We start from the raw sequence: 26,067 nt of genomic DNA, 5'->3' as shown, positions 1-26,067 counted from the left end.
GAGAGGGGTATCGGCCCCACCGCGACACCCGGAGATTAGTACGACCCCGCAATCCTGAGAGCCTGCCCTCGGGCCTGATCCGAGGACGCCGATTCCATGCGCACCATCCCCGCCATCCTGAGGTGCGACCCCGGACGTGATCCGGGGGAGCCTCGAAGGACGCACCACTTCCCCCTCGCCCCTTGAGGGAGAGGGAGAGGGGTATTCGCACCCCCTACTCCGCCGCGACCCGCCGCTCGACGCCGCGCCGGCCCTCCGCCAGCCGGTCCTTGACCAGGCGGCCGCCGATCATCACCGCCTCGATGCGGTCATGGTCCTGCAACACGCGGATGTCGGCGAGCGGGTCGCCGTCGACGACCAGCAGGTCGGCGAGGTAGCCGGCGCGGAGCTGGCCGAGCTCGCCGCCGCGCTGCATCAGTGCGCCGCCGTGTTTCGTCGCCGCGACCAGCACCTCCATCGGCGGGAAGCCGAGGAAGTCGACGAAATGCTCGAGGTCGCGGGCATTGGTCCCCATCGGGTTGGTGATGAAGGCGCCATAGTCGCCGCCGGGCAGCACGCGCACCCCGCGCCGATGGAGGTCGCGCATGCAGGCGCGGGTGGTCGCGAGCTCCTTCTCGAGATTGGCGAAACGCTCGGCCGGCCACTTCAAGCCATAGTCGGCGGCCTCGCGCAGCATGGTCAGCGGCAGGCCGAGCGCCGGCGCGACGAAGACGCGGTCCTTCGCCGCCTCCAGCATGTCGCGCGCCTCCTCGTCGGCATGGACCGCGTGGTAGACGACCTGCACCCCCTGGCGGACGCAGATCTTGACGCCCTCCGAACTGGTGCAATGGGCCGAGACCATGAGCTTGCGCGGCCCCGCGACGGCGACCACCGCGGCGACTTCCTCTTCCGCTATCACCGTCGTCGTGTCGTCGGCATGCATGTGGCCCCAGTCGCGGTCGCCCGAGACGTTGATCTTGATGTTGTCGACGCCGTCGCGGGCGGCGAGCCGCGCCGCCTTGGTGAATTCGTCTACGCCGTCGGCGGTGATCGCGAAGGCGAGGCTGCGAGGAAGCTGCAGGTAGTTGTTGTCGATGTCGCCGAGGTTGCCGGAGGGCGACATCTCCTGGCTGGCGGCGCGGATGCGGGGCCCTGGAAACAGGCCCCTCGCGATCGCATCGCGGACCGCCACGTCGAGCCGGGGCTTGGCCGCGGCGGCGCTGTAGAGGCTGGTGAAGCCGCGCTCCATCAGCATCTGCGCGTTCTTCAGCGAGATCAGCGCATGGTCTTCCGGCTGGGTCGCCACCACCGCCTCCATCGAGACGACGTTGTCGAAGGAGATGTGGCAATGGGCCTCGGTGAGGCCGGGCATCACCGTGCGGCCGGCGCAGTCGATGACCTCGGTTCCGGGCTCGATGGCCGCGCCGGAGGTGGCCGCCTCCCCGTCGCGGCGCACCGCGACGATGCGGTGGTCGACGACGTCGATCGTCGCGGTGAAGGGATCGGCGCCCGAGCCGTCGATCACCCGCGCGTTGGTGAGCGAAATCCTCGTCATCATCATTTCTCCCCGACGTGCTTCTCTCGTTTCCGTACCCTCTCACGCCCGTTCGCCTATGGAAAGCGCCGCACGGCCGCGGGCGGTGCGTTAACCCCCCGTTAACCGGGCGGGCGCGGTATCGTCCGATGGTGAAGATGAAACCCGCCGACGCGCCGCTGGTCATTGCCCGGCCCGACCTCCTCAAGGCGGTCGAGCGCTGGCGGCGGCATCTTGCCCACGAGCGGCGACTGGCGGCGAAGACCGTCGAGGCCTATTCCCGCGACGTCGAGCAGTTCCTCTCCTTCCTCGCCGGTCACCTCGGCGAGCCGGTGCGGCTGGGCGACCTCGCCGACATCCGGGTCACCGATATCCGCGCCTTCCTCGCCAGCCGCCGCAACGCCGGCGCCGGGTCGCGGACCATCGCCCGGGGCATTGCCGGGGTCAGATCCCTCGTCCGGTTCCTCGAACGGGATGGGACAGCCACGGGCGCGCCGTTTCGCGCCGTCCGGCCGCCCGCCCAGAAGCGTTCGCTGCCCCGCCCGCTGCCGCCCGAAGCCGCCTCGAGGGTCGTCTCGCTCGACGATGCGCTCGACGAGGAGCCGTGGATCGCGGCGCGCAATACCGCGATCTTCGCCCTGCTCTACGGCTGTGGCTTGCGAATCTCCGAGGCGCTGTCCCTGAAACGCAGTGAGGCGCCACGAGACGCCCATGATGCGCTCCGCATCACCGGCAAGGGCGGAAAGGAAAGGATCGTCCCGGTTCTGCCGGCGGTCACCGCCGCGATCGCGCAATACCTGAATCTCTGTCCCTACGCGCCCGGTTCCGATTCGCCGCTGTTCCTCGGCGCCCGCGGCGACCGTCTCAATCCGCGCATCGTCCAGCGCGCGATGGCGAAGCTGCGCTCCGCCCTCGGCCTGCCGGAGACCGCCACCCCCCATGCGCTGCGTCATTCCTTCGCCACCCATCTTCTCGCAAATGGCGGAGATCTAAGGGGAATCCAGGAGCTCCTCGGCCACGCCAGCCTGTCGACGACCCAGGTCTATACCGAGGTCGACACCGACCGCCTGATGGCCGCCTTCGACGCCGCCCATCCGCGGGCGTGAAACCGTTGGAAAACCGCCGTCTTTCGCTGAATAGCCGATGAACCGCCGCTTCAGGCCGGCTTCAGCGCGCGCCCCCTATTGTCGGCGGCGAATGAAGGCGCTCCTCCCCCCTCCGCCTTCATTCTCTCTCCTCCCTGACCCAAACTGGGGCCCGCTTTCGCGGGCCCCTTTTTTTCCGTGGCGGCAGCCATCGATCGTGCTAGACACTCCGCCATGACGATGGCCCCGAAATACCCTTGGCTTATTCGCCTTCGCGCCACGCGCGGCGGGGACGGCGTCTGATTCAGTGACGACCGGCCGGCGCGCGGGGAGATATCGCGCCGGTCTCATCCCGACATCGCCGCGAACGCCCCGACCGCTGACCTTCCTGGGAAAGCGATCGAAAATGGCCGTGACCACGCAACCAGCCACCCCGGCAGCCACGCCGGCAATCCCGGCGGCCGAAGCGCCGCCGGGGCCGGGCTATGTCCGCATGGGCTACGTCTTCGCGGCGGTCGGCGCCCTGCTCTTTTCGACCAAGGCGGTCATCATCAAGCTCGCCTACGGCGAATCGATCGACGCCGAGACCCTTCTCGCCCTGCGGATGGCTTTTTCGCTTCCCTTCTACTTCGGCATCGGCTGGCTCTCGATCCGCGACAGGCAACGGAGCGGCAAGCCCCTGCCCTCGGGTCGCGAGGTCGTGGCGGCGGCCGGGGTCGGCCTGCTCGGCTACTGGTTCGCGAGCTACACCGATTTCCTCGGCCTCGAATACATATCCGCCCAGTTCGAGCGGCTGATCCTCTTCACCTACCCGCTGTTCGTGGTGATCTTCGGCGCCATGTTCTTCCGCCAACCGATCCGGCTCCGGGCGGTGCTGGCGATTGGCGTCAGCTATGCGGGCCTTGCCGTGATCTTCGGCGAGAAGGTCTCGACTTTCGGCCATGACATCGCGATCGGTGCCGGCTTCGTCCTGCTCGCCGCGATCGCCTTCGCGATGTATCAGCTCCTCGCCCGGGGCCTGATCGCGACGATCGGTCCGCGCCTCTTCACCTGCATCGCGATGAGCGGCGCGGCGGTCGGGGCTTTCGCCCAGTTCTTCCTCACCCACCCTGCCGGCGACCTGATCGTTTCGTCGACGCTCTACGGCTACGCCCTCCTCATCGCCATCGGCGCGACCGTGCTGCCGTCCTTCTTCCTCAACGCCGCGCTCCATCGCATCTCCGCCCAGGCCAACGCCACCATCGGTACCTTGTCGCCGGTGATGACCATCCTGCTCGCCGTCCTCATCCTCGGCGAACGGATCACACTCGTCGATATCGCCGGAACCGCACTGGTTCTGGCCGGGGTCGGCTGGTTCACCCTTGCCGACCAGGCGGCGTTCCGTCGCAAGAACGGCTGATCGCGCGCTTGTGATCAGGGGGCCCTTCACGACGGGCCGGTTGGGGAATAACCTCGAAGGACGCCGGTCTACCGGCCGGCGGGCCAAAGACTCCGGAGGCCCTGATGAAGCTTGTATCCACCTCCGTTACCGCACTTGCGGCCATCGGCATCGTCGCCGGTGCGTCCGTGGCGGCGTCGGCCTGCGAATGGCACAAGAGCCACGTCACCGCTTCCGCGGCACCGGTCGAGCAGGAGGCTACCCTCCCCGCTTCCACGGTCGACCCGGTGGTGATGGCGGAACTCGGCGACGAGGCGATCGTGCCGCGCAAGCCCGAAGAGGTCCTCGACTCCGAGGCACAATGAGCAAGACCTGACTCCACTGCTTGATGTGGAAAGCGCCGACGGAAACGCCGGCGCTTTCTGCATTGGAGCGGAGTGCCGGCCCTTGTGGACCCCGCGCCTCAGATGTGGATCGGCTTGAACCAGGCGGCAAGCGCCGCCTCCTTGACCGCTTCCGACAGCGTCGGATGGGCGTGGCAGACGCGGGCGAGATCTTCCGCCGCCCCGGCGAATTCCATCAGCACGGCCGCCTCGGCGATCAGCTCACCGGCAAAGGGGCCGACGATATGGACACCGAGCACGCGGTCGGTCTTCTCGTCCGCCAGCACCTTGACGAAGCCGTCCTTCTCCAGCATCACCCGCGCCCGGCCATTGGCCGAGAAGGGGAACTTGCCGGCGCGATAGGCGACGCCGGCCGCCTTCAGTTCCTCCTCGGTCTTGCCGACCGAGGCGATCTCGGGATGGGTGTAGACGACATTCGGGATCACGCCGTAGTTCACGTGCCCGGCCTGTCCGGCGACGATCTCGGCGACCGCGACGCCCTCGTCCTCGGCCTTGTGGGCGAGCATCGGCCCGCGGATCACGTCGCCGATCGCGTAGACCCCCTCGACATTCGTCCGGAAATGCGCGTCGACCGCGACCCGGCCGCGCTCGTCCATGGCGACCCCGGCCTCGGCCAGCCCGAGCCCCTCTGTAAAGGGGCGCCGGCCGATCGAAACCAGCACGACGTCGGCCTCCAGTATTTCGGCATCGCCGCCGGCGGCCGGCTCGATGGTCACCTTCAGCGTGTCGCCGGAATCGTCCACCGCGGCGACCTTGCTGGCGAGCTTGAAGGCCATCCCCTGCCTGGCAAGGACGCGCTGCGACTGCTTCGCCACCTCGCCGTCGAGGCCCGGCAGGATGCGGTCGAGGAACTCGACGACCGTCACCTCGCTGCCAAGCCGCCGCCAGACCGACCCGAGCTCGAGGCCGATCACCCCGGCGCCGACCACGACCAGTCGCTTCGGCACGGCGTCGAGCGCCAGCGCGCCGGTCGAGGAAACAATGCGCTTCTCGTCGATCGTGACGCCCGGCAGCGGGGTCGACTCGGAGCCCGTGGCGATGACGATCGCCCTGGCCTCGACCATGCTGGTCGCACCGTCGTCGGCGGTGACGCTGACCTTGCCCGGGCCGGCGACCGCGCCGCGCCCGCGGATGGTCTCGATCTTGTTCTTCTTGAAGAGATATTCGACGCCGGAAGTGTTCGCCTCTACCATCGCCACCCGGTGGGCCATCATCGCGCCAAGATCGAGCTCGGGCGGCGCGATCTTGATGCCGAGCGTCGCGAAGTCATGCCCCGCCCGTTCGAGCATCTCGGAGCTGTAGAGCAGCGCCTTGGAGGGGATGCAGCCGACGTTCAGGCAGGTACCGCCGAGGGTCGCGTCCTTCTCGATCACCGCGACCTTGAGGCCGAGCTGCGCGGCGCGGATGGCACAGACATAGCCGCCCGGGCCGCTGCCGATAACGGCGAGATCATATGACATCGATTGGTTCCCCTGCCGGTTTCCTGTCGCTCACCGGTATGTGATGTCCTGCCCCGATCTTCAAGCGCCTCCGCGGCGGGTCAGACCTGTCCGGGAGGCTCAGCTTGTCCCATGACGGTTCGTCCGGCGCGCCGCAAGGCGACTCGCCACGGCGATCACCACGCCGATCGCGGCAAAGGTGGTGGCGGCGACGTTGGGGTCGCCGGGGTCGCGACGGAACAGGCCGACGAAAGCCGTGAAACAAAGGAGCGACGCGGTAACCGTCGCTCCGAATGCCGGATGATGGCCGTAGCGGGTCATCGCTGCCTCCCGCCGGCCCGGACCTCAAAGGTCCAGGACCATACGCTGCGGATCCTCGAGACCTTCCTTGACCCGGACCAGAAAGGTCACCGCCTCGCGGCCGTCGACGATCCGGTGGTCGTAGGAGAGCGCGATATACATCATCGGCCGCACGACCACCTCACCGCCGACGACCATCGGCCGCTCCTGGATCTTGTGCATGCCGAGGATGCCGGACTGGGGCGCATTGAGGATCGGCGTCGACATCAGCGAGCCGTAGATGCCGCCATTGGTGATCGTGAAGGTACCACCCTGCATCGATTCGATCGACAGCGAGCCGTCGCGGGCGCTGCGCGCGAGATCGCCGATCTCCTTCTCGATTCCGGCGATCGACATCGTGTCCGCGTCGCGCACCACCGGCACGACGAGGCCGCGCTCGGTGCCGACCGCCACGCCGATATTGTAGTAGTTCTTGTAGACGATGTCGGTGCCGTCGATCTCGCCATTGACCGCCGGCAGCTCCTTCAGCGCCTGGACGCAGGCCTTGACGAAGAAGCCCATGAAGCCGAGCTTCACGCCGTGCTTCTTCTCGAAGAGGTCGCGGTATTCCGAGCGGATCTTCATCACCGCGCTCATGTCGACCTCGTTGAAGGTCGTCAGCATCGCGGCGGTATCCTGGGCCTCCTTGAGCCGGCGGGCGATGGTCTGGCGGAGGCGTGACATCCGCACCCGCTCTTCCCGCGCCTCGTCGGCGGGCGCCGATGGCGCGCGCGCCGCAACCGGCGCAGGCTTGGCGGCAGCGTCCTCCAGGGCTGCCAGCGCGTCGCCCTTGGTGATCCGCCCGTCCTTGCCGGTCCCGGCGATCCCGGACAGCTCCAGCCCCTTCTCGGCTATGATCTTGGCGGCGGACGGCGCGGTCCCTTCCGGGGCGTCGCCCCGGGCGACGGGCGGCGACCCGCCCGGCGCGGGCTCCCGCAAATGGACCTCTTCCGCGCCGGCCCGGATCGGCACGGGATGATCCGACTTCGCTTCCGGATGGCCGGTCGCGCCGTCTTCGGGCACCTGGCCGTTCCCCGCGCCGGCGGCGATCACGCCGAGCAGCGCCCCGACCTCGACCGTCTCGCCATCCGCGACGGAGATGGATTCGATGATCCCCGCGGCCGGTGCCGGCACCTCGAGCGTGATCTTGTCGGTCTCCAGCTCGACGAGGGGCTCATCGACCTTGACGGCATCGCCGACCTTCTTGAGCCACGTCCCGACCGTCGCTTCGGTCACCGACTCGCCGAGGGTTGGGACCCGAATTTCCGTCGCCATCGATTTCTCCTGGCCGTCCTGTGCTCACTCGCCGAGGGCTTCGTCGAGGAATGCTTTGAGTTGGTCGAGATGCTTCGACATCAGGCCGGTTGCGGTCGCCGCCGCCGCCGCGCGCCCGGCATAGCGGGGCCGCGTCGCCTTGGCGCCGATCTGGTTGAGCACCCATTCGAGATAGGGCTCGACGAACGCCCAGGCCCCCATGTTCTTCGGCTCTTCCTGGCACCACACCAGCTCAGCGCCCGGAAAACGCGACAGCTCGGTGATCAGCGCCTTGGCCGGGAAGGGATAGAGCTGCTCGGCGCGCAGGATGTAGACATCGTCGATGCCGCGCTTCTCCCGCTCCTCGAACAGGTCGAAATAGACCTTGCCGCTGCACAATACCACGCGGCGGATCTTCTCGTCCGCGACCAGCGTCGTCGGCTCGCCTGGCCGGCATTCCGCGTCGTCCCACAGCAGGCGATGGAAGCACGACCCCGGCCCCATCTCGTCCAGCTTGGAGACCGCCCGCTTGTGACGGAGCAGCGACTTCGGCGTCATCAGCACGAGCGGCTTGCGGAACTCGCGATGAAGTTGCCGGCGCAGGACATGGAAGTAGTTCGCCGGGGTGGAGCAGTTGGTGACCTGCATATTGTCCTCGGCGCAGAGCTGCAGGAAGCGCTCCAGCCGGGCCGAGGAATGCTCCGGTCCCTGGCCCTCGTAGCCATGCGGCAGGAGGAGGACCAGTCCCGACATCCTCAGCCACTTGCGTTCGCCGGACGAGATGAACTGGTCGATGACCACCTGGGCGCCGTTGACGAAGTCGCCGAACTGGGCTTCCCACAGGGTCAAGGCGTTGGGCTCGGCGGTCGAATAGCCGTATTCGAATCCGAGCACCGCCTCTTCCGAGAGCATCGAGTTGATGACCTCGTAGCGGGCCTGCTGATCCGCCGCCATGTGATTGAGCGGAATAAAGCGCTCCTCGGTCTCCTGGTCATAGAGGACCGAATGGCGCTGGGAGAAGGTGCCGCGCTCCGAGTCCTGCCCGGACAGCCTCACCGGGTGGCCTTCGCGGAGCAGCGAACCGAAGGCCAGCGCTTCGGCGGTTGCCCAGTCGATACCCTCGCCGGTCTCGATCGACTTGCGTCGCGCCGCGAGAAACCGGCCGATCGTCCTGTGGATCCTGATATCCGCGGGAACATCGGTAAGCCGCTCCCCGACGTCCCTGAGCTCGGAAATCTCGACGCCGGTGACACCACGCCGTGGTCCGTCGCCGGTCTCGGCGACCTTGACCTTCGACCAGACGCCGTCGAGCCAGTCGGCCTTGTTGGCCCGGTAGCCCGACGCGCCCTCGAATTCGTCGTCGAGGGTCTTGCGCCAGTCGGCCTTCAGCGAATCGACCTCGTCACCACTGACGACGCCCTCCTCGACCAGCTTCCGCGAATAGATCTCGAAGGTCGTCGGCTGCTTGGCGATCTTCTTGTACATCAGCGGCTGGGTGAAGGCCGGCTCATCGCCTTCGTTGTGGCCGTAACGCCGGTAGCAGAACATGTCGATGACGACCGGCTTGTGGAACTTCTGCCGGAACTCGATCGCCACCTTGGCGGCATAGACGACCGCTTCCGGATCGTCGCCGTTGACGTGGAAGATCGGCGCCTCGACCATCTTGGCGATGTCGGAGGGATACGGCGACGATCGCGCGAAACGCGGATTGGTGGTGAAGCCGATCTGGTTGTTGATGATGAAATGCACCGAGCCGGCGGTCCGGTGCCCGCGCAGGCCCGACAGGCCGAAGCACTCGGCGACCACGCCCTGCCCCGCGAAGGCGGCATCGCCGTGGATAAGGAGCGGCAGCACGCGCGCCCGCTGGTCGAGGGGCACGATATCGCCGCGCGGCTCGTCGGCATGCTGGTCCTGCTTGGCGCGCGCCTTGCCGAGCACCACCGGATCGACGATCTCGAGATGCGACGGATTCGCGGTCAGCGACAGATGCACCTTGTTGCCGTCGAACTCGCGGTCCGACGATGCGCCGAGATGATACTTGACGTCACCCGATCCCTCGACATCGTCCGGCGAGGAGGAGCCGCCCTTGAATTCGTGGAAGATGGCGCGGTGCGGCTTGGCCATCACCTGCGACAGGACGTTGAGCCGGCCGCGATGGGCCATGCCGAGCACGATCTCGCTGAGGCCGAGCTGGCCGCCGCGCTTGATGATCTGCTCCAGCGCCGGGATCAGCGACTCGCCGCCATCGAGGCCGAAGCGCTTCGTCCCGGTATATTTGACGTCGAGGAAGCGCTCGAAGCCTTCCGCCTCGGCAAGCTTGTTGAGGATCGCCTTCTTGCCGTTGTCGGTGAAGCTGATCGCCTTGTCCGGCCCTTCGATGCGCTCCTGGATCCACCCCTTCTCGGCTGAATCCGAGATATGCATGAACTCGACGCCGAGCGTCGAACAATAGGTCCGGCGCAGGATCTCGAGCATCTCGGGGATGGTGGCGAATTCCAGCCCGAGCACGTAGTCGAGGAAGATCCGGCGGTCGAAATCGGCTTCGGTGAAGCCGTAGGACGCGGGGTCGAGCTCGGATTCGGCCGGAAGCGGCTGCAGGCCGAGGGGATCGAGATTGGCGTGGAAATGGCCGCGCATCCGGTAGGCGCGGATCATCATCAGCGCGCGGACCGAGTCCCGGGTCGCCTGCTGGACGTGATCGTCGGTGATCTCGGCGCCGCGAGCCGCAACGCCCTTCTTGATCTTCTCGCCGAGCGCCGCCTCGGTCGCGCCCCAGTTGCCGTCGAGCGCCGCGACGAGTTCGCCATTGGCGAGCGGCGGCCAGTTCGACCGCCGCCATGAAGGGACGCTCTGGCCCGCCGCTCCATTCCCGGCGGTGGCCTCCTGCAGGCCCTCGAAGAAGGCGCGCCATTCCGCATCGACCGAAGCCGGGTCGCGGACGTAGCGCGCCTGCATGTCTTCGATATAGGGAGCGTTCGCACCGTAGAGGAAAGACGTCGCCGCGAGCGCGGCATTGGAATCCTGGCGTGCCATTGTCATCCCGCGAGGCGGAGGATACTCGCGCTCTTCAATCTGTGCGCGGCCACGCGCCACGCTCTAACGGCCGGTCCTGTCGAAATCAACGACTCATTTTCTGCATCGGTTCAAGATGGTCTTTCGTTTCACGCCTTCAAGACTTCGGCGAGGGTCGTCCCCAGCCTGGCCGGCGATTCCGACACACGGATTCCGGCCGACCGCATCGCCTCGATCTTGTCATCGGCGCCACCCTGGCCTCCGGCAATGATCGCGCCGGCATGGCCCATGCGCCGGCCGGGCGGGGCGGTCCGTCCGGCAATGAAGCCGACGACCGGCTTCGCCCGCCCGCGAGCCGCCTCGTCCTTGAGGAACTGCGCCGCCTGTTCCTCGGAAGAGCCGCCGATCTCCCCGATCATGACGATCGACTTCGTCGCCTCGTCGGCGAGCAACAGCTCGAGCACCTCGATGAAATCCATGCCCTTCACCGGATCGCCGCCGATTCCGACCGCGGTGGTCTGGCCAAGGCCGACATTCGTCGTCTGGAAAACCGCCTCGTAGGTCAGCGTCCCGGACCGGGACACGATGCCGACCGACCCCGGCTGGAAGATGCTGCCCGGCATGATGCCGATCTTGCATTCGCCCGCCGTCATGACGCCCGGACAGTTCGGTCCGACCAGCCGCGATTCCGAGCCACAGAGCGCCCGGTTGACCCTGACCATGTCGCCGACCGGGATGCCTTCCGTGATGCACACGATGAGGGCGATCCCGGCGTCGATTGCCTCAAGAATGGCATCGGCGGCGAAGGGCGGCGGAACATAGATCACCGATGCATCGGCCCCGGTCGCCTGCTTCGCCTGGCGGACCGTGTCGAAGACCGGCAGGTCGAGATGGGTGCGGCCGCCCTTGCCCGGCGAAACGCCCCCGACCATCTTGGTCCCGTAGGCGATCGCCTGCTCGGAGTGGAACGTGCCGTTGGTGCCGGTGAAGCCCTGGCAGATGACCCGGGTGTTCGCGTCAATAAGGATGGACATTCATTCTTCCTTCGGATCGACCGAGGTGATTTTGATGAGGACGCCGCTGAATCCGGCGAGATCACTGGCCCCGCCATCTTCGGGAAGATAGGCGAGGTAGATGTCCCAGGTGCCTGGCAACTGCTCGGGCGTTTCCCAGGTGTAGCCGATGATGAAATCCGGCTCGTCGACGGTGTCCGACGGCGGAACGCCGAGCCAGTCGGTGATCAGGGATGGCGGAATCGGCGCGGTCGCCTCGAAGTCGTAGACATAGCAGCCGACGATGTCGATCTGCTCGCTGGCAACCGAGGTGAGGACGAGAAAGGCGTCGTTGCCGGCCACCGCCTTGAGATAACTTTCGAGCAGCGCCGTCGTGCCGGGATCGAATTCGGCCTCGGCGGCGCGCGCCATCATCGAGTCGAGCTCGGTGTTGACGCCGGCATGGACCGGCGCCCATCCGTCGATGAGAGCACGACGCTTGAGGGCTTCGAAATCCTGCCGATCCTCGATGCAGGTGGTGCGAAACGCCTCGACCCTCGGGTCCGTCGCGGCATCGGCGCCGCCAGCCGCGGCGCACATGCCAATCGCAGTGGTCAGGAACGACAGCGCGATCGGGATGCTCGACATCGTCACTCCACCCACCGGGTCAGTGTTCCGCGCCCGCCCGGCTCACGACGCTCCGCCGCCAACCGCGGCGACGATCTTCTGCGCCGCGTCGTCCAGGTCATCGGCCGGAATGACGTTCAGGCCGGATTCGGCGATGATCTTCTTGCCTGCGTCGACATTGGTGCCCTCGAGCCGGACCACCAGCGGCACCGCGAGGCCGACTTCCTTGACTGCGGCGATGATGCCTTCCGCGACGACATCGCAGCGCATGATCCCGCCGAAGATGTTGACCAGGATGCCCTTCACGTTGGCATCGGCGGTGATGATCTTGAAGGCCGCCGCCACGCGCTCCTTCGAGGCACCGCCGCCGACGTCGAGGAAGTTCGCCGGCTCCGCCCCGTAGAGCTTGATGATGTCCATGGTCGCCATGGCGAGGCCGGCGCCGTTGACCATGCAGCCGATGTCGCCATCGAGCGCCACATAGGAGAGCGAGTTCTCCGCGGCCTCGACTTCCTTCGGGTCGTCCTCGGCCGGGTCGCGCAATTCGTCGATGTCGGGATGGCGGAACAGCGCGTTGTCGTCGAAGTTGATCTTGGCGTCGAGGCAGAGGAGATCGCCGCCCTCGGTGACGACCAGCGGATTGATCTCGAGCAGGCTCATGTCCTTCTCGGTGAAGGCGCGATAGAGCGACGCGATCAGCTTGTCGCACTGCCTGATCTGCGCACCCTCGAGTCCAAGCGCATAGGCGATCGAGCGGCCGACATGGCCGGTATAGCCGGCGGCGGGATCGACCTGGACGGTGACGATCTTCTCGGGCGTCTCCGCCGCCACCTCCTCGATATTCATTCCGCCTTCCTGCGAGGCGATGAAGGCGACGCGGCCGGTGGCGCGATCGACCAGGCAGGAGAGATAGAGCTCGCGCGCGATCGCCGATCCCTCCTCGACATAGAGGCGGTTGACCGGCCGGCCGGCCGCTCCGGTCTGATGGGTGACCAGCGTGTTGCCGAGCATCTGCTCGGCATTGGCGACGACTTCCCCGACGGATCGCGCCAGGCGTACGCCGCCGGCCTCGCCGGCCGCATCCTCGACGAAGCGTCCCTTGCCGCGGCCGCCCGCATGGATCTGGGACTTGACGACCCATACCGGCCCGCCGAGTTCGCGCGCCGCATCCTCGGCCTCCTTGACCGAGAAGACCGCGACGCCCTTTGCGATCGGCGCGCCGTAGCCGCTGAGAACCGTCTTGGCCTGGTATTCGTGGATATTCATGTTGTCCCCAACCGTCCGTCCGTCGGCTATTTCGCCAGAGCCGGGAAGATCCGGTGGCAGGCCTCGATCAGCCCGTCCACCGCGGCGACCGACTTCTCGAACATCTGCCGCTCCGGCTTGGCGAGATTGACTTCGATGATCCGCTCGATCCCCTTGGCGCCGATCACCACCGGAACGCCGATATAGCGATCCTTGACGCCGTATTCGCCCTTCAGGCAGGCGGCGCAGGGAAGGACGCGCTTCTTGTCCTTGAGGTAGCTCTCGGCCATCGCCACGGCCGAAGCAGCCGGGGCATAGAAGGCTGATCCGGTTTTCAGCAGGTTGACGATTTCGATGCCACCGTCGCGGGTGCGCTGGAAGATCTCGTCGACCCGCTTCTTCGTCGTCCAGCCCATCTTGATCAGGTCCGGCAGCGGGATGCCGGCAACCGTGGTGTACTGGGCGAGCGGCACCATGGTGTCGCCGTGGCCGCCGAGCACGAAGGCGCTGACATCTTCCACCGAGACATCGAATTCGGAGGCGATGAAATAGCGCAGACGCGCCGAATCGAGGATCCCGGCCATGCCGACCACCATGTCGCGCGGCAGCCCGGAGAATTTCTGCAGCGCCCAGACCATCGCATCCAGCGGGTTGGTGATGCAGATGACGAACGCCTTGGGAGCGTATTTCCTGATGCCCGCTCCGACCTGCTCCATGACCTTGAGATTGATCTCGAGAAGGTCGTCGCGGCTCATGCCGGGCTTGCGCGGGACACCGGCGGTGACGATGCAGACATCGGCACCCTTGATCCCGGCATAGGCGGACGTTCCGGCAAGTTTCGCGTCGAAGCCGCTGACCGGCGAGGACTCTGCGAGATCAAGTGCCTTGCCGTCCGGCACCCCTTCGACGACGTCGAAAAGGACCACGTCGCCAAGTTCCTTGAGACCGATGAGGTGGGCGAGCGTGCCGCCGATCTGGCCGGCGCCGATGAGGGCAATCTTGGGTCGTGCCATTATGGGAAATCCTCGAGGAAGGGTCCGGGATTGACTAGCCCGATTGATGCTGCGCTGCAAGCATCGGACGCGGACTGGCGGATTTGCCCCCTCCCGTCCCTCAGGCGGGCAGGCCGCTGGCCGCCCGGCGGCGCGGCCGAACCGCCGACACATAGGAACCCGAGCGCATCTCGGTCAGCCGCGAGACGGTCCGCCGGAAGGCGAAGGCTTCCCTGCCCTGCGGCGCCTTGTAGAGGACTTCCGGCTCGGCGGCCGCCGACACGATCAGCTTCACGCCGCGATCGTAGAACACGTCGACCAGGTTGATGAACCGGCGGGCAATGTCGCGGCGCTCGGCCGCGATGACCGGAATGTCGTCGACCATCACCATGTCGAAGGCCTCGGCGATCGCCGTGAAGTCGCTCGTACCGAGCGGCGCCTCGCAGAGATCCCTGAAGCCGAACCTGGCGATGCCGCCGGCCGCCTTCGGAACCCGCACCCGACGCCCCTTGACGTCGAGCTCGAGCGGCCCGCCGGGGTCGCCGTCGGCGAGGCTTTGCCATAATCCGTCGAGCATCGCCCGGGCATCGTCCCCCGAGGGCGTGAAATAGACCCCGGCCTCGCCGAGCTTCGCCAGCCGGTGGTCGGTCCGCCCGTCGAGCTCGACGACGTCGACATGCTCCCTGAGGACATCGACGAAGGGGAGAAACAGCGCCCTGTTCAGGCCGTGGCGATAGAGATCCTCAGGCGCGGTGTTCGAGGTCGCGACAAGCACCAGCCCGTCGTCGAACAGCGCCGAGAAGAGCCGCGACAGGATCATCGCATCGGTGATGTCCTCGACCGCGAATTCGTCGAGGCATAGCAGCCGCGTCCCGGAGGCGATATCGGCCGCGACCGGCGCGATCGGATCGTCCGGGCCCTTGCCGCCGCGGCGGTCCCGGGCGCGGTGGGCGTGGACCCGGTCATGCACATCGGACATGAATGCGTGGAAGTGGGCGCGTCGCTTCGCCTCGAGCCTGGCGGAAGCGAAGAAGGCATCCATCAGCATCGTCTTGCCGCGCCCGACCGGACCATGGATGTAGAGCCCCTTCACCGGGCTGTCGGCACCGCCACGCCCGCCGAACAGCCAGCCGAGCGGTTTGCCCCGCGACGGTGGAGGCGCATCCGAAAGCGCCTGGTCGAGGGCGTCCAGCCGCTTCGCCAGGGCGAGCTGGGCCGGTTCTTCGGTAATCTTGCCGGCTGCGAGGAGCGTGCGATAGCGGGTAACGACCCGCCCCGTCGCGGCTTCGTCACCGGCATTGGTCGCCATCGGCCGGGATCGGATAGGCTATCGGTAGAAGGATACCGGAACACCGCCGGCGGAGCCATCGAAGCGGCTTCCGCCCGACGGCTGCAAGGTGGCGATCGGCGTGCCGCCCTGGCCCGCGAGGATGACCTGGTTGCCCTGCAGGTTCCAGGCCGAGATCGACTTCAGCGTCGCGGACGAGCACCCGCGCGTCGACGCGCGATAGCCGCCGGTCCAACTGGTCAGCGTCATGAAGAGCTGGCAGGATTCACCGCTGGACGCGATCGTCCAGCCCCCGAGGAGATCGGTGCGGCCGACCGAGCCCGACGAAGCCGGCGCCGCCGGGGCGGCTGTCGCGACCGCCGCATTGGCGGTCCCGGGCGCGGCCGGAAGCGGTTCGGCAATCACCGCGCCGCCGGGAGGAGCGCCGGCCACATCCTGTCCCATCGGGGGCGGCGGCAGACCGCCGGCGACCTGGCCGGTCTGGTTGCGGGAGTTCACCCCGACCGCTCCGATCGAACCACAACCGGCGAGTGTCAGTGCACACAAGACCGGGATGAGACGGTTAACCGGCATCAGCAATATATCCCCTTGATCCGGCCAGCGACGACCGAGCGAATCCCGAACCTAGCGCCGAAATAAAGCGGGTTTCGGGCAATCCACGTGTTTTGGCAACCCCTTATTGGCTCGGAACAAGGGTTTCACGTCGCCACACCACGCCCTTCGCCGATGACTTCGGGGACGAATGTGCCGTCAATAAGGCCCGTCAGCTCGATGATTCGACGTGTTGCGGCAGTTTCAGCTCCGCCGCCTTGGCACGAACCTCGTCCTCGGGCCGGCCGATGGCCTGGCCGATCAGTGCCGGCTTGACCCCTTCTTTCCACAGCTCCTGCAGCTTCTCGACTGCGGTCAGCGTCCAGGGTGAGCCGGCATTCAATGTGACATTGTCCGTCATGACCTTCCTCCGACTGGATGACGACAAACCTGACATGGGGATTGTGGCCGCCGGGGTGAACCCCTTGCGACGACTTTCCCTCTGCAAACGGAATCGGACGGAAGGAGGGATGCCGGCGGCTAGACGCGCCGCTCGACCATCATTCTCTTGACCTCGGCGATCGCCTTTGCCGGGTTGAGTCCCTTGGGGCAGGTCTGGGCGCAATTCATGATCGTGTGGCAGCGATAGAGCCGGTAGGGGTCCTCGAGCTCGTCAAGCCGGGCCCCGGTCGCCTCGTCGCGCGAATCGATCAGCCACCGATAGGCTTGCAGCAGCACCGCCGGACCGAGATAGCGTTCGCCATTCCACCAATAGGAGGGACAGGCCGTCGAGCAGCAGGCGCACAGGATGCACTCGTAGAGGCCGTCGAGCTTCTCCCGCTCTTCCGGCGACTGGCGCCATTCGGCCTGCGGGGCGGGCGATTCGGTCTGCAGCCACGGCTCGATCGAGCGCAGCTGGGCGTAGAAGGTGCTCAGATCGGCGACCAGATCCTTGACCACGCCGAGATGCGGCAGGGGGTAGATGGTGATCGGCCCGTCGATATCCTCCATCGCCCGCGTGCAGGCGAGCGTGTTGGTTCCGTCGATATTCATCGCGCAGGAGCCGCAAACCCCCTCCCGGCACGAGCGGCGGAAGGTCAGTCCGGGATCGACCCTGCTCTTGATCCAGATCAGCCCGTCGAGAACCATCGGCGCGCAATCGTCAGTGTCGACGAAATAGGTGTCGATCGTCGGGTTCTGCCCCTTGTCCGGATCGTAGCGATAGATCCGGAATTCGCGGACCTTGCCGCCTGCCTTCGGCTTGTCCCAGGCCTTGCCCGCCTGGACCCGCGAATTCTTTGGCAGCGTGATTTCAACCATCCTCAACACCTTCCCTGACATCGCCCGGCGGCAGCCTTCACCGCCCGCCGGAGATCATTGCGACGGCCGCGACCGCCCGCCATGGCAACAGGCCGACATTATCGCCTGTCCTTGCGAATAACCAGCTTCAGGGCCGACCAGACGGCATCCACCGCCGCGACCTTCACGTCGACCAGGTCGCCTTTCAACGCCTCCGCCCGGACGACGTCTTCGGTGACGTCGCTCGGCACCTTCGACGCCTTCTTGGGCCAGGACACCCAGATCATGCCATTCGGCCTGATCGCCGCCTGGAGCCTCGGAAGGCCCCCCAGGATATCGGCGCGACGGGTGGTGAAGGCGTGGATCAGGTCGTAGCGGCGCCTGCCGAGTCCGGCCCGCCAATCGTCGATCCGCTCGACGCTGGCGAAGTCGGCCCAGTCGGCAAGCGCCTCGCATTCGGGCGGCAGCGCGACGAAGGCGGCCGCCATCCCCGGCTTGAAGCCGAGCTTGACGGGGAGCGGCTTGCCCGAATAGCCGGCCGGCGTTGCCGTCGCCATCTCAGAACTCGTAGCCGAAGGCATCGATTTCCCTGGCGTACCAGCCGGCGACGAGGCCGGCCGTGCGACGCGAATAGTAGCGGCGATAGCCGCCGTCATCGCCCCGGTGCGTCGATCGCCGCCGCGGCAGCGTGACGTCGCCGGTCAGGCCGAGGTTTCGCTGGACCTTCCGATAGCCGCCCTGCAGATCCTCGTAGCGGATCATCGCATCGACGGCGATCTCGTCGTCGATCGTGTAGATGCGCCAGTTGTTCAGCCGGACATGGTGAAGCCCGCGATAGATCGGATCGGAGAGATAGCGCTCGAAATCCTTCTTTTCCGCCCGGCGGCGCTGGCGATGGAAGTAGTTGGACACCTGCCGGTCCCAGGGATTCCGCTCGACGGCGAACTTGAAGTAGCCGTTCCAGACCTCACGCCCGACCACCTTGCGAACCTGGCGGGCCGTCATGTGCGGATAGAAGCCGGCGGCCCACGGCATGCGCCGCCTGATCTCCGCCGGAACGCTGACGTAGCGGCCGATACCGAGGCTCGGCTTCTTCCCCCTGGGCTTGTTGGTCACCGGATCGCGCCGGGCGCCGATGATGATGTCATCCGGCCCGCAGGCATTCGCCAGAGCCATCTGGAGGCTTGTGCTCGCCGTCTTCTCGGTCTTCAGGAAGATGAAGCGGTGTTTGTGGCTGATGATCATGGCCGTTGTCTCCGCCGGACTGACCCATCGGCAAGACCCCGTCCGCCGGCGAAAAACGCCTCAGTCGGCAGACTGTCTAGAACTCGTAGCCGAAAGTATCGATCTCCCGCGCATACCAACGCGCGACAAGCGCGCGCGTTTCGTCGTCATAGAAGTCCCGATAGTGACGAATGTCCTTGCGAGTGTGGCCCTTGGCGCCGGGAAGTGCAACCGAGCCGCCGATACCGAGATGGTCGCACACCGCGTCGAATTCGCCCGCCAGGTCTTCGTAGCGGATGACCCGGTCGACGGCGACCCGGTCGTCGATCGTATAGGTCCACCAGTTCTTCATCCGCGCCGAGCGGAAGGCCTTGCCGCGATGGCGCGGCGACAGCATGAAGGTGCGGAAGTCGGGCCGCGGCTTCGCATGCCGCGTCCGCCAGAAATAGAAGGACACCTGACGGTCCCAGGGATTCCGCTCGATCGTGAATTTGTAATAGTCCCGCCAGGTCTCCTCGCCGGCCATCCTTCGCACCTGCCGCGCCGGCATGTGGTTGTAATAGCCGTAGAATTGCGGGAAGTGATGGCGGAACTCGCCGGGCAGACGGATGCCGAGCCTGCCGAGGCCGAGCGCGTAGTTGCGCGCCGGCGAATCCTTCCGCTTCCGCTCCTCCGGCCGGCTGAGCGGCGCCAGGATGTCGTCCGGCCCGCAGACCGGCGACAGCGCCAGCTCGGTGCTGGTGCCACCGGTCTTCGCGGTCTTCAGGAAGATGAAACGGTACTTATGGCTGAGGATCATGTGTGAAGCGGCCGCTGCCCGCCCCGCCGCTCAATATACCCGCGCCTTGGGCTCGATATACTGGACGTCGTTGGTCAGCGTGTAGGTGTGGACCGGGCGGTTGTCGAGCCGCACGGTGTGCTTCTCGGGATCGATGAAGGCCAGGGTGTGCTTCATCCACGTGCCGTCGTCGCGATCCGGATAGTCCTCGCGGGCGTGGGCGCCGCGCGACTCGGTCCGGTTCAGCGCCGATTGCACCGTCACCATCGCCTGGACGATCAGGTTGTCATATTCCAGCGTCTCGACGAGGTCCGAGTTCCAGATCAGGGAGCGATCGGTGACCTTGATGTCGTCGCTGCCCTTCCAGATTTCCTGGACCCGGTCGCGGCCGTTCTGCAGGACGTCGCCGGTCCGGAAGACCGCGCAATCCTCCTGCATCGCCATCTGCATCCTGAGCCGGAGCTCCGCCGTCGGCGTGCCGCCATCCGCGTAGCGGAAATGGTCGAGCCGGGTGAGCGCCATTTCCCCTGCATCCTTCGGCAGGTCGCGATGCTTCCCGTCCCGCTCGATGGTCTCGGCGCAGCGGATCGCCGCCGCCCGGCCGAACACCACGAGGTCGATCAGCGAGTTCGAGCCGAGCCGGTTGGCGCCATGGACCGAGACGCAGGCGGCCTCGCCGAGCGCCATCAGGCCGGGCACCGTCTGGTCGGGGTCGCCATTGACCTTGTTCAGCACCTCGCCGTGATAATTCGTCGGGATGCCGCCCATGTTGTAATGCACCGTCGGCAGCACCGGGATCGGATCGCGGGTGACGTCGACTCCGGCGAAGATCCGCGCCGATTCGGCAATGCCCGGCAGCCGCTGGTGGATCACCTGCGGGTCGAGATGCGACAGGTGCAGGTGGATATGGTCCTTGCCCGTGCCATGGCCGCGTCCCTCGCGGATCTCGATCGTCATGGCACGGCTGACCACGTCGCGCGAGGCGAGGTCCTTGGCGTGGGGCGCATAGCGCTCCATGAAGCGCTCGCCTTCCGAATTGGTCAGGTAGCCGCCCTCGCCGCGCACGCCCTCGGTGATCAGCACGCCGGCGCCGTAGACGCCGGTCGGGTGGAACTGGACGAATTCCATGTCCTGCAGCGGCAGCCCGGCGCGGAGCACCATGCCGTTGCCGTCGCCGGTGCAGGTATGGGCCGAGGTGCAGGAGAAATAGGCCCGTCCGTAGCCGCCGGTGGCAAGGATCGTCCGGTGGGCGCGGAAGCGGTGGAGCGTCCCGTCCTCGAGGCAGAGCGCGACGACGCCGCGGCAGGCGCCGTCCTCCATGATCAGGTCGATGGCGAAATACTCGATGAAGAATTCCGCCGAATGCCTGAGCGACTGGCCGTAGAGGGTATGGAGCATGGCATGACCGGTGCGGTCGGCCGCCGCGCAGGTGCGCTGCGCCGGCGGTCCCTCGCCGAACTCCGTCGTCATGCCGCCGAACGGCCGCTGGTAGATCTTGCCGTCCTCGGTCCGCGAGAAGGGCAGCCCGTAATGGTCGAGCTCGTAGACCGCGGCCGGCGCCTCGCGGCAAAGGTATTCGATCGCATCCTGGTCGCCGAGCCAGTCCGACCCCTTGACGGTGTCATACATGTGCCACCGCCAGTCGTCCTTGCTCATGTTGCCGAGCGAGGCGGCGATGCCGCCCTGGGCGGCCACCGTATGCGAGCGCGTCGGGAAGACCTTGCTGATGCAGGCCGTCTTCAGGCCCGCTTCGCTGGCGCCGAGGGTCGCGCGCAATCCCGAGCCGCCGGCACCGACGACGACGACGTCGAAGGTGTGGTCGATGAAGGGATAGGCGCGGCCATTGACGCCGGGCGCGCGATTGTCACCGTTGGAGCCGTCCGCCATGTCGTTCAGCCTCCAAAGGCGAGCTTCAGTATCGCGAAGATCGAGCCCGCGCCGATCACGAACGCAAAGAATGTATTGGCTATCAGCGCGAGCGGCCGTGCCACCGGCCCGTGGACATAGTCCTCGATCACCACCTGCATGCCGAGGCGCATATGCACGGCGATCGACAGCATCATCAGGGCCAGGATGATGGCGATGACCGGCGAGGACAGCACGTCGACGACCTCGCCATACGGACGCCCCGCGATGCAGATGACGATGATCACGAAGGCGATGGTCAACGGGATGTTGGCGAGGCCGGTCACCCGCTGCCGCCAGAAATGCAGGGTGCCGGAGTGGGACGAGCCGAGCCCGAGAACCCGATGCAGCGGCGTGCGCATGTCGGAAGCCATCAGCGCACCGCCAGTCCGATGATCCACACCAGGATCGTGATCGCGATCGAGCCGATCAGGTTCGCCAGCGCCAGCTGGTCGCGCGCCGGCTTGCCGAAACCATGACCGAAATCCCAGACGAAGTGCCGGATGCCGCCGAGCATGTGATGGATCAGGGCCCAGGTGAAGCCGAAGAGGATGATCAGCCCGATCCACGAGCCGAAGATGCCGTTGACGAGCTTGAAATAGCCTTTGCCCGTCGCGGCGGCGAGCAGCCACCAGGTGAGCAGCAGGGTACCGGCATAGAGCGCGATTCCGGTCGCCCGATGGGCGATCGACATCGCCATCGTCAGGTGCCAGTGGTAAATCTGAATATGCGGCGAGAGCGGGCGGTTCGCCTTGGTATCGGCGGTTGACATGTTCCCGGTGCCTGTCGGCGTGAATGAATAAGGCTGTCGGAACGGTTCTAGCGCCTGTGCCGCAGCGCGTCAAAAGGCTTCGCGGCACGGCGACCCGGCGCGCCTTTCCGGCCATCTCCGGGTCGTCCGGTTTGCCCCCGCGGGCGGGCAGACCACACTTGCATTTGCCGGGTCTCACCGGTACGCCAGCGCTTTCGAAATCTATTCAAGGCTCACGATGACCACCAAGAACCTCCTTCTTCTCCCCGGCGACGGCATCGGTCCGGAAGTCATGGCGGCGACCCGGAGCGTGATCGACTGGTTCAATGCCCGCGGCGCGGGATTCGCCTGCGAGGAGGACCTCGTCGGCGGCAGCGCCTATGACGTTCATGGCGCGGCGATTGCCGATGCGACGATGGAGAAGGCGCTTGCCGCCGATGCCGTCCTCTTCGGCGCCGTCGGCGGCCCCAAGTGGGACGATGTCGGCTATGACGTCCGGCCCGAGGCAGGTCTCCTGCGGCTCCGCAAGGAGCTCGAGCTGTTCGCCAATCTTCGCCCCGCCATCGTCTACCCGGCGCTCGCCGACGCCTCGTCGCTGAAGCGCGAGCTGGTCGAGGGCCTCGACATCCTGATCCTGCGCGAGCTCACCGGGGGCGTCTATTTCGGCGAGCCGAAGACGATCACCGATATCGGCAACGGCCAGAAGCGCGCGATCGACACCCAGGTCTATGACTCCTATGAAATCGAGCGGATCGCCCGCGTCGCGTTCGAGCTTGCCCGCACCCGGCGGAACAAGGTCACCTCGATGGAGAAGCGCAACGTCATGAAGTCGGGCGTGCTGTGGCGCGAGGTCGTGACCGAGACCCACAGGCACGGATACGAGGACGTCGAGCTCGAGCACATGCTGGCTGACGCCGGCGGCATGCAGCTGGTCCGCGCACCGAAGCAATTCGACGTCATCGTCACCGACAACCTGTTCGGCGACATGCTGTCCGACGTCGCGGCGATGCTCACCGGCTCGCTCGGCATGCTGCCTTCGGCCTCGCTCGGCGCGCCGGACGCGCTGACCGGCAAGCGCAAGGCGCTCTACGAGCCGGTCCATGGCTCCGCCCCCGACATCGCCGGCCAGGGAAGAGCCAATCCGATCGCGATGATCGCGAGCTTCGGCATGGCGCTGCGCTACTCCTTCAACATGGTCGCCGAGGCCGACCAGCTCGACGCGGCGATCGCCGCGGCTCTTGCCAAGGGCCTCAGGACGCCCGATCTGATGAGCGAGGGGTCCACTCTCGTCGGTACCGGCGAAATGACCGCCGCGATCATCTCGGAGCTCGAAGCAGCCGCATGATCAGCAACCGTTCGCACGCCCGGTCGGAGCCTTCGCGATGACCCGCGTCTTCGAGAACCGCCGGCTGGCGCGAACGTCGAACATCTCGGTGATCGTCCTGGTCGTCGTGATCCTGTTCGGCCTGTGGGACCTCTGGAACGCCTTCGCCCTCGGGTCGCCGGACCCGACGGGGGCGATGTTCGGCGTCCTGTTCGTCGGTGGCGGCATCGTCGGCGGCTATACCGTCTGGAACGAAGGGCGCGACCAGGCCCAGTGGCTTGATGCGGATCCCGCCAGCGGCAAGTCGGCGATCGCGGTCTGGCGGCCCTATCGCCCGCTGGTGCTGGAACAGGATCTCGGCCAGCTCACCGGCTGGCGGCACTGGATCAAGGTCGCCAAGCGGAACGTCCGGACCCATTACCTGGTCGTCGTCGCGCCGGGCTATCCGCGGCCGATCTATCTCGAGATGCCGATCGCCGGGGATATCCCGGAGACGCTGCGGCAGATCGCTCCGGAAGCGATCGAGGATTTCGAGACCAATACCCGCCGCCAGCGCGAGGCGGGGACGGAACGGGCGACCTAGTCGGGAGCCTTCGCCTCGATCGCCAGGGCATGGACGCCGCCCTCGAGTTCCTGCTTGAGCGCGGCGTTGATCAGGCGGTGGGTGTCGACGCGGCTCCGTCCGCGGAAGGCCTCGGACACGATGCGGACGCGGAAATGCGTTTCGCCTTCGGGACGATGGCCCGCGTGACCCTTGTGCAGATCGGATTCATCGACCACATCGATCTGGGCCGGACGAAAAGCCTCGGTTAACGTCCGCGTGATTCTCTCTTCCGTACCGGTCGTCATCAAATCGTCCCCCTGAAGCCGATCCACTTCTTGTCGGCCATCGACCGGCAGATAATAATTCGGGCCATGGATCTGAACTCAAAATATTTCGACAGCATCCGCATCAAGCCGGAGAATCCCGCGGAACCGCAGGAGCCGCAACGCTGCGAATGGGAAGGGTGCCGGAACGCCGGCGGCTACCGCGCCCCCAAGGGCCGGCACCGCGAGGGTGAATATCATAATTTCTGCATCGCCCATGTCCGCGAATACAACAAGTCCTACAACTATTTCGAAGGCATGCAGGACGACGACATCGTCGCCTATCAGCGCTCCGCCTCGACCGGGCATCGGCCGACCTGGAATGTCGGCGTCAACAAGATGGGGGCCGGCGGTTCGGCCCGGCCGCAATGGAGCGAGGCCTTTGTCGATCCCTTCGGCTTTTTCGGCGGCGCGGCCAATGGACAATCCGCCGAGCCCGAGCCGCGGCGCCCCCTCGGCAATTTCGAACGCCGTTCCTTCGAGGCGCTGGATCTGGAGGGGACGGAAAGCGGCCAGGAGATCAAGGCGCGCTACAAGGAGCTGGTGAAGCGCCTCCATCCGGACGCCAACGGCGGCGATCGCAGCCTGGAAGACCGGCTGCGGCAAATCATTCAGGCCTACAACTACCTCAAATCCGCGGGCTTCTGCTGAGCCCCGTCGCGACGCGGGGCGTTATCCTTCTCCGGCCGACGAAGCTGTTTCCCAATTCCGGCGGACTTCCTATATAAAGCACGCCAATCCTGTTGGTCTGCGCCTGATTTCCGCGATCACAGCCTTTTTTGACACCTCGAACCGAGGGCACGCGAACTCGCCCTGCGGGGGAATTATGATTGAAGCGCAAGAAGAACGGGCTCCCACGCCCGATATGAAGGTTTCCGTTCGCCAGGTCTTCGGGATCGACAGCGATCTCGAGGTTCCGGCCTATTCCGTCGGCGACGAGCATGTTCCGGATACCGATCCGGACTACCTCTTCGACCGCGAGACGACGCTCGCCATCCTTGCCGGCTTTGCCCACAATCGCCGGGTTCTGGTCTCGGGCTATCACGGTACCGGCAAGTCGAGCCACATCGAGCAGATCGCGGCGCGCCTCAACTGGCCCTGCGTCCGGGTCAATCTCGACAGCCATATCAGCCGGATCGACCTCATCGGCCGCGATGCCATCGTGCTGCGCGACGGCCAGCAATTCACCGAGTTCCGCGACGGCATCCTGCCCTGGGCGCTGAAGCACAATATCGCGCTCTGCTTCGACGAGTATGACGCCGGCCGGCCGGACGTCATGTTCGTTATCCAGCGTGTCCTGGAGGTCCAGGGCCGCCTGACGCTGCTCGACCAGAACAAGGTGATCCGGCCGCACCCGGCCTTCCGGCTCTTCGCGACCGCCAACACCGTCGGCCTCGGCGACACCTCCGGCCTCTATCACGGCACCCAGCAGATCAACCAGGGCCAGATGGACCGCTGGTCGATCGTCACCACGCTGAACTACCTGCCGCACGACAAGGAGGTCGATATCGTCGCCGCCAAGGTACCGAGCTATCGCGATGCCGAGCAGCGCGACATCATCGGCAAGATGGTCCGCGTCGCCGATATGACCCGCAACGCCTTCATCAACGGCGACCTTTCGACGGTCATGAGCCCGCGTACGGTGATCACCTGGGCGGAGAATGCCGAGATCTTCTCGGATATCGCCTTCGCCCTGCGGGTGACCTTCATCAACAAATGCGACGAACTCGAGCAGCCGCTGGTCGCTGAATTCTATCAGCGCTGCTTCAACCAGGAGCTGCCTCAGTCGGCTGCCAACGTCGTCCTGAGCTGACGGTGCG

General features: G+C 66.3%; 27 protein-coding genes. 7 read left to right on the top strand and 20 right to left on the bottom strand.

Going from position 1 to position 26,067, the window contains the following annotated elements; genetic code table 11:
- Positions 1 to 214 precede the first annotated feature (214 nt).
- Positions 215 to 1,534: an amidohydrolase family protein gene (locus KDJ86_RS07505; protein ID WP_291744497.1), complete on the bottom strand. Its 1,320-nt coding sequence runs from the start codon at positions 1,532 to 1,534 to the stop codon at positions 215 to 217.
- A 137-nt stretch (positions 1,535 to 1,671) separates the two neighbouring features.
- Between KDJ86_RS07505 and KDJ86_RS07500 the strand changes: the two genes are divergently transcribed.
- From KDJ86_RS07500 to KDJ86_RS07490, 3 genes are all read left to right on the top strand, one after another.
- Positions 1,672 to 2,619: a tyrosine recombinase XerC gene (locus KDJ86_RS07500; RefSeq protein ID WP_291744498.1), complete on the top strand. Its 948-nt coding sequence runs from the start codon at positions 1,672 to 1,674 to the stop codon at positions 2,617 to 2,619.
- 391 nt (positions 2,620 to 3,010) lie between these two features.
- The gene (locus KDJ86_RS07495; protein ID WP_291744496.1) at positions 3,011 to 3,997 is read left to right on the top strand and encodes a DMT family transporter; all 987 of its coding nucleotides are present in this window, start codon (positions 3,011 to 3,013) and stop codon (positions 3,995 to 3,997) included.
- Positions 3,998 to 4,101: 104 nt separating this feature from the next.
- Positions 4,102 to 4,341: a hypothetical protein gene (locus KDJ86_RS07490; protein ID WP_291744495.1), complete on the top strand. Its 240-nt coding sequence runs from the start codon at positions 4,102 to 4,104 to the stop codon at positions 4,339 to 4,341.
- Positions 4,342 to 4,439: 98 nt separating this feature from the next.
- On the opposite strand, the gene lpdA is transcribed toward KDJ86_RS07490, so the two are convergent.
- The 18 genes from lpdA to sdhC all read right to left on the bottom strand — a co-directional run bounded on the left by lpdA (position 4,440) and on the right by sdhC (position 22,077).
- Positions 4,440 to 5,840: a dihydrolipoyl dehydrogenase gene (gene lpdA, locus KDJ86_RS07485; protein ID WP_291744494.1), complete on the bottom strand. Its 1,401-nt coding sequence runs from the start codon at positions 5,838 to 5,840 to the stop codon at positions 4,440 to 4,442.
- Positions 5,841 to 5,939: 99 nt separating this feature from the next.
- Positions 5,940 to 6,140: a hypothetical protein gene (locus KDJ86_RS07480; RefSeq protein WP_291744493.1), complete on the bottom strand. Its 201-nt coding sequence runs from the start codon at positions 6,138 to 6,140 to the stop codon at positions 5,940 to 5,942.
- 24 nt (positions 6,141 to 6,164) lie between these two features.
- Positions 6,165 to 7,433, bottom strand: coding sequence for a 2-oxoglutarate dehydrogenase complex dihydrolipoyllysine-residue succinyltransferase (gene odhB, locus KDJ86_RS07475; protein ID WP_291744492.1), 1,269 nt, complete (start codon positions 7,431 to 7,433; stop codon positions 6,165 to 6,167).
- 24 nt (positions 7,434 to 7,457) lie between these two features.
- Positions 7,458 to 10,445, bottom strand: coding sequence for a 2-oxoglutarate dehydrogenase E1 component (locus KDJ86_RS07470; RefSeq protein ID WP_291744491.1), 2,988 nt, complete (start codon positions 10,443 to 10,445; stop codon positions 7,458 to 7,460).
- 128 nt (positions 10,446 to 10,573) lie between these two features.
- The gene (gene sucD, locus KDJ86_RS07465; protein WP_291744490.1) at positions 10,574 to 11,458 is read right to left on the bottom strand and encodes a succinate--CoA ligase subunit alpha; all 885 of its coding nucleotides are present in this window, start codon (positions 11,456 to 11,458) and stop codon (positions 10,574 to 10,576) included.
- The gene (locus KDJ86_RS07460; protein WP_291744489.1) at positions 11,459 to 12,064 is read right to left on the bottom strand and encodes a hypothetical protein; all 606 of its coding nucleotides are present in this window, start codon (positions 12,062 to 12,064) and stop codon (positions 11,459 to 11,461) included.
- 42 nt (positions 12,065 to 12,106) lie between these two features.
- Positions 12,107 to 13,309 (bottom strand): ADP-forming succinate--CoA ligase subunit beta, encoded by a 1,203-nt coding sequence (sucC, locus tag KDJ86_RS07455; RefSeq protein WP_291744488.1) that lies wholly within the window; start codon positions 13,307 to 13,309, stop codon positions 12,107 to 12,109.
- A 26-nt stretch (positions 13,310 to 13,335) separates the two neighbouring features.
- A complete protein-coding gene (mdh, locus tag KDJ86_RS07450) occupies positions 13,336 to 14,301 on the bottom strand; it encodes a malate dehydrogenase (protein ID WP_291744487.1) in 966 nt (321 codons plus the stop codon).
- A gap of 100 nt (positions 14,302 to 14,401) precedes the next feature.
- Positions 14,402 to 15,589, bottom strand: coding sequence for a cell division protein ZapE (gene zapE, locus KDJ86_RS07445; RefSeq protein ID WP_291744486.1), 1,188 nt, complete (start codon positions 15,587 to 15,589; stop codon positions 14,402 to 14,404).
- Between the two features lie 18 nt (positions 15,590 to 15,607).
- On the bottom strand, positions 15,608 to 16,066 hold the full coding sequence (locus tag KDJ86_RS07440) for an AprI/Inh family metalloprotease inhibitor (RefSeq protein WP_291744485.1): 459 nt from the start codon (positions 16,064 to 16,066) through the stop codon (positions 15,608 to 15,610).
- A 265-nt stretch (positions 16,067 to 16,331) separates the two neighbouring features.
- Positions 16,332 to 16,520, bottom strand: coding sequence for a hypothetical protein (locus KDJ86_RS07435; protein ID WP_291744484.1), 189 nt, complete (start codon positions 16,518 to 16,520; stop codon positions 16,332 to 16,334).
- A gap of 119 nt (positions 16,521 to 16,639) precedes the next feature.
- The gene (locus KDJ86_RS07430) at positions 16,640 to 17,419 is read right to left on the bottom strand and encodes a succinate dehydrogenase iron-sulfur subunit (RefSeq protein WP_291744483.1); all 780 of its coding nucleotides are present in this window, start codon (positions 17,417 to 17,419) and stop codon (positions 16,640 to 16,642) included.
- 98 nt (positions 17,420 to 17,517) lie between these two features.
- Complete coding sequence (locus KDJ86_RS07425) at positions 17,518 to 17,955, bottom strand: DUF3052 domain-containing protein (protein WP_291744482.1); 438 nt, start codon at positions 17,953 to 17,955, stop codon at positions 17,518 to 17,520.
- Position 17,956: 1 nt separating this feature from the next.
- On the bottom strand, positions 17,957 to 18,643 hold the full coding sequence (locus tag KDJ86_RS07420) for a sulfotransferase family 2 domain-containing protein (RefSeq protein ID WP_291744481.1): 687 nt from the start codon (positions 18,641 to 18,643) through the stop codon (positions 17,957 to 17,959).
- Positions 18,644 to 18,719: 76 nt separating this feature from the next.
- Complete coding sequence (locus KDJ86_RS07415; RefSeq protein ID WP_291744480.1) at positions 18,720 to 19,421, bottom strand: sulfotransferase family 2 domain-containing protein; 702 nt, start codon at positions 19,419 to 19,421, stop codon at positions 18,720 to 18,722.
- A gap of 30 nt (positions 19,422 to 19,451) precedes the next feature.
- Positions 19,452 to 21,287: a succinate dehydrogenase flavoprotein subunit gene (gene sdhA / locus KDJ86_RS07410; RefSeq protein ID WP_291744479.1), complete on the bottom strand. Its 1,836-nt coding sequence runs from the start codon at positions 21,285 to 21,287 to the stop codon at positions 19,452 to 19,454.
- Between the two features lie 5 nt (positions 21,288 to 21,292).
- Complete coding sequence (gene sdhD, locus KDJ86_RS07405; protein ID WP_291744478.1) at positions 21,293 to 21,679, bottom strand: succinate dehydrogenase, hydrophobic membrane anchor protein; 387 nt, start codon at positions 21,677 to 21,679, stop codon at positions 21,293 to 21,295.
- Positions 21,679 to 22,077, bottom strand: coding sequence for a succinate dehydrogenase, cytochrome b556 subunit (sdhC, locus tag KDJ86_RS07400; protein WP_291744477.1), 399 nt, complete (start codon positions 22,075 to 22,077; stop codon positions 21,679 to 21,681). Before sdhC ends, sdhD begins: the two co-directional genes overlap by 1 nt.
- Positions 22,078 to 22,294: 217 nt before the next feature.
- Between sdhC and leuB the strand changes: the two genes are divergently transcribed.
- On the top strand, positions 22,295 to 23,401 hold the full coding sequence (gene leuB, locus KDJ86_RS07395) for a 3-isopropylmalate dehydrogenase (protein ID WP_291744476.1): 1,107 nt from the start codon (positions 22,295 to 22,297) through the stop codon (positions 23,399 to 23,401).
- Positions 23,402 to 23,438: 37 nt separating this feature from the next.
- A complete protein-coding gene (locus tag KDJ86_RS07390) occupies positions 23,439 to 23,963 on the top strand; it encodes a hypothetical protein (RefSeq protein WP_291744474.1) in 525 nt (174 codons plus the stop codon).
- On the opposite strand, the gene KDJ86_RS07385 is transcribed toward KDJ86_RS07390, so the two are convergent.
- The gene (locus tag KDJ86_RS07385) at positions 23,960 to 24,229 is read right to left on the bottom strand and encodes a BolA family protein (RefSeq protein ID WP_291744472.1); all 270 of its coding nucleotides are present in this window, start codon (positions 24,227 to 24,229) and stop codon (positions 23,960 to 23,962) included. The two genes, KDJ86_RS07390 and KDJ86_RS07385, sit on opposite strands and share 4 nt — an antisense overlap.
- 66 nt (positions 24,230 to 24,295) lie before the next feature.
- Between KDJ86_RS07385 and KDJ86_RS07380 the strand changes: the two genes are divergently transcribed.
- Complete coding sequence (locus KDJ86_RS07380; protein ID WP_291744470.1) at positions 24,296 to 24,898, top strand: J domain-containing protein; 603 nt, start codon at positions 24,296 to 24,298, stop codon at positions 24,896 to 24,898.
- Between the two features lie 175 nt (positions 24,899 to 25,073).
- A complete protein-coding gene (gene cobS / locus KDJ86_RS07375; protein ID WP_291744468.1) occupies positions 25,074 to 26,060 on the top strand; it encodes a cobaltochelatase subunit CobS in 987 nt (328 codons plus the stop codon).
- Positions 26,061 to 26,067 lie beyond the last annotated feature (7 nt).

The organism is Bauldia sp. (assembly GCF_020442045.1).
Taxonomy (GTDB): domain Bacteria; phylum Pseudomonadota; class Alphaproteobacteria; order Rhizobiales; family Kaistiaceae; genus Bauldia.
The sequence above is the reverse complement of the archived record's forward strand: the minus strand, read 5'-3'. Positions and strand labels throughout refer to the sequence as shown.

Excerpts from the sequence above, each read along its gene's own strand:
- KDJ86_RS07480 (WP_291744493.1), bottom strand. The coding sequence starts at position 6,140 with ATGACCCGCTACGGCCATCATCCGGCATTCGGAGCGACGGTTACCGCG.
- leuB (WP_291744476.1), top strand. The coding sequence starts at position 22,295 with ATGACCACCAAGAACCTCCTTCTTCTCCCCGGCGACGGCATCGGTCCG.
- KDJ86_RS07435 (WP_291744484.1), bottom strand. The coding sequence starts at position 16,520 with ATGACGGACAATGTCACATTGAATGCCGGCTCACCCTGGACGCTGACC.
- zapE (WP_291744486.1), bottom strand. The coding sequence starts at position 15,589 with ATGGCGACCAATGCCGGTGACGAAGCCGCGACGGGGCGGGTCGTTACC.
- odhB (WP_291744492.1), bottom strand. The coding sequence starts at position 7,433 with ATGGCGACGGAAATTCGGGTCCCAACCCTCGGCGAGTCGGTGACCGAA.
- KDJ86_RS07460 (WP_291744489.1), bottom strand. The coding sequence starts at position 12,064 with ATGTCGAGCATCCCGATCGCGCTGTCGTTCCTGACCACTGCGATTGGC.
- KDJ86_RS07430 (WP_291744483.1), bottom strand. The coding sequence starts at position 17,419 with ATGGTTGAAATCACGCTGCCAAAGAATTCGCGGGTCCAGGCGGGCAAG.
- sdhC (WP_291744477.1), bottom strand. The coding sequence starts at position 22,077 with ATGTCAACCGCCGATACCAAGGCGAACCGCCCGCTCTCGCCGCATATT.
- KDJ86_RS07390 (WP_291744474.1), top strand. The coding sequence starts at position 23,439 with ATGACCCGCGTCTTCGAGAACCGCCGGCTGGCGCGAACGTCGAACATC.
- KDJ86_RS07415 (WP_291744480.1), bottom strand. The coding sequence starts at position 19,421 with ATGATCCTCAGCCATAAGTACCGTTTCATCTTCCTGAAGACCGCGAAG.
- KDJ86_RS07470 (WP_291744491.1), bottom strand. The coding sequence starts at position 10,445 with ATGGCACGCCAGGATTCCAATGCCGCGCTCGCGGCGACGTCTTTCCTC.
- KDJ86_RS07425 (WP_291744482.1), bottom strand. The coding sequence starts at position 17,955 with ATGGCGACGGCAACGCCGGCCGGCTATTCGGGCAAGCCGCTCCCCGTC.
- KDJ86_RS07500 (WP_291744498.1), top strand. The coding sequence starts at position 1,672 with ATGAAACCCGCCGACGCGCCGCTGGTCATTGCCCGGCCCGACCTCCTC.
- KDJ86_RS07505 (WP_291744497.1), bottom strand. The coding sequence starts at position 1,534 with ATGACGAGGATTTCGCTCACCAACGCGCGGGTGATCGACGGCTCGGGC.
- KDJ86_RS07385 (WP_291744472.1), bottom strand. The coding sequence starts at position 24,229 with ATGACGACCGGTACGGAAGAGAGAATCACGCGGACGTTAACCGAGGCT.
- sdhA (WP_291744479.1), bottom strand. The coding sequence starts at position 21,287 with ATGGCGGACGGCTCCAACGGTGACAATCGCGCGCCCGGCGTCAATGGC.
- KDJ86_RS07380 (WP_291744470.1), top strand. The coding sequence starts at position 24,296 with ATGGATCTGAACTCAAAATATTTCGACAGCATCCGCATCAAGCCGGAG.
- KDJ86_RS07420 (WP_291744481.1), bottom strand. The coding sequence starts at position 18,643 with ATGATCATCAGCCACAAACACCGCTTCATCTTCCTGAAGACCGAGAAG.
- sdhD (WP_291744478.1), bottom strand. The coding sequence starts at position 21,679 with ATGGCTTCCGACATGCGCACGCCGCTGCATCGGGTTCTCGGGCTCGGC.
- cobS (WP_291744468.1), top strand. The coding sequence starts at position 25,074 with ATGATTGAAGCGCAAGAAGAACGGGCTCCCACGCCCGATATGAAGGTT.
- KDJ86_RS07490 (WP_291744495.1), top strand. The coding sequence starts at position 4,102 with ATGAAGCTTGTATCCACCTCCGTTACCGCACTTGCGGCCATCGGCATC.
- lpdA (WP_291744494.1), bottom strand. The coding sequence starts at position 5,840 with ATGTCATATGATCTCGCCGTTATCGGCAGCGGCCCGGGCGGCTATGTC.
- mdh (WP_291744487.1), bottom strand. The coding sequence starts at position 14,301 with ATGGCACGACCCAAGATTGCCCTCATCGGCGCCGGCCAGATCGGCGGC.
- sucD (WP_291744490.1), bottom strand. The coding sequence starts at position 11,458 with ATGTCCATCCTTATTGACGCGAACACCCGGGTCATCTGCCAGGGCTTC.
- sucC (WP_291744488.1), bottom strand. The coding sequence starts at position 13,309 with ATGAATATCCACGAATACCAGGCCAAGACGGTTCTCAGCGGCTACGGC.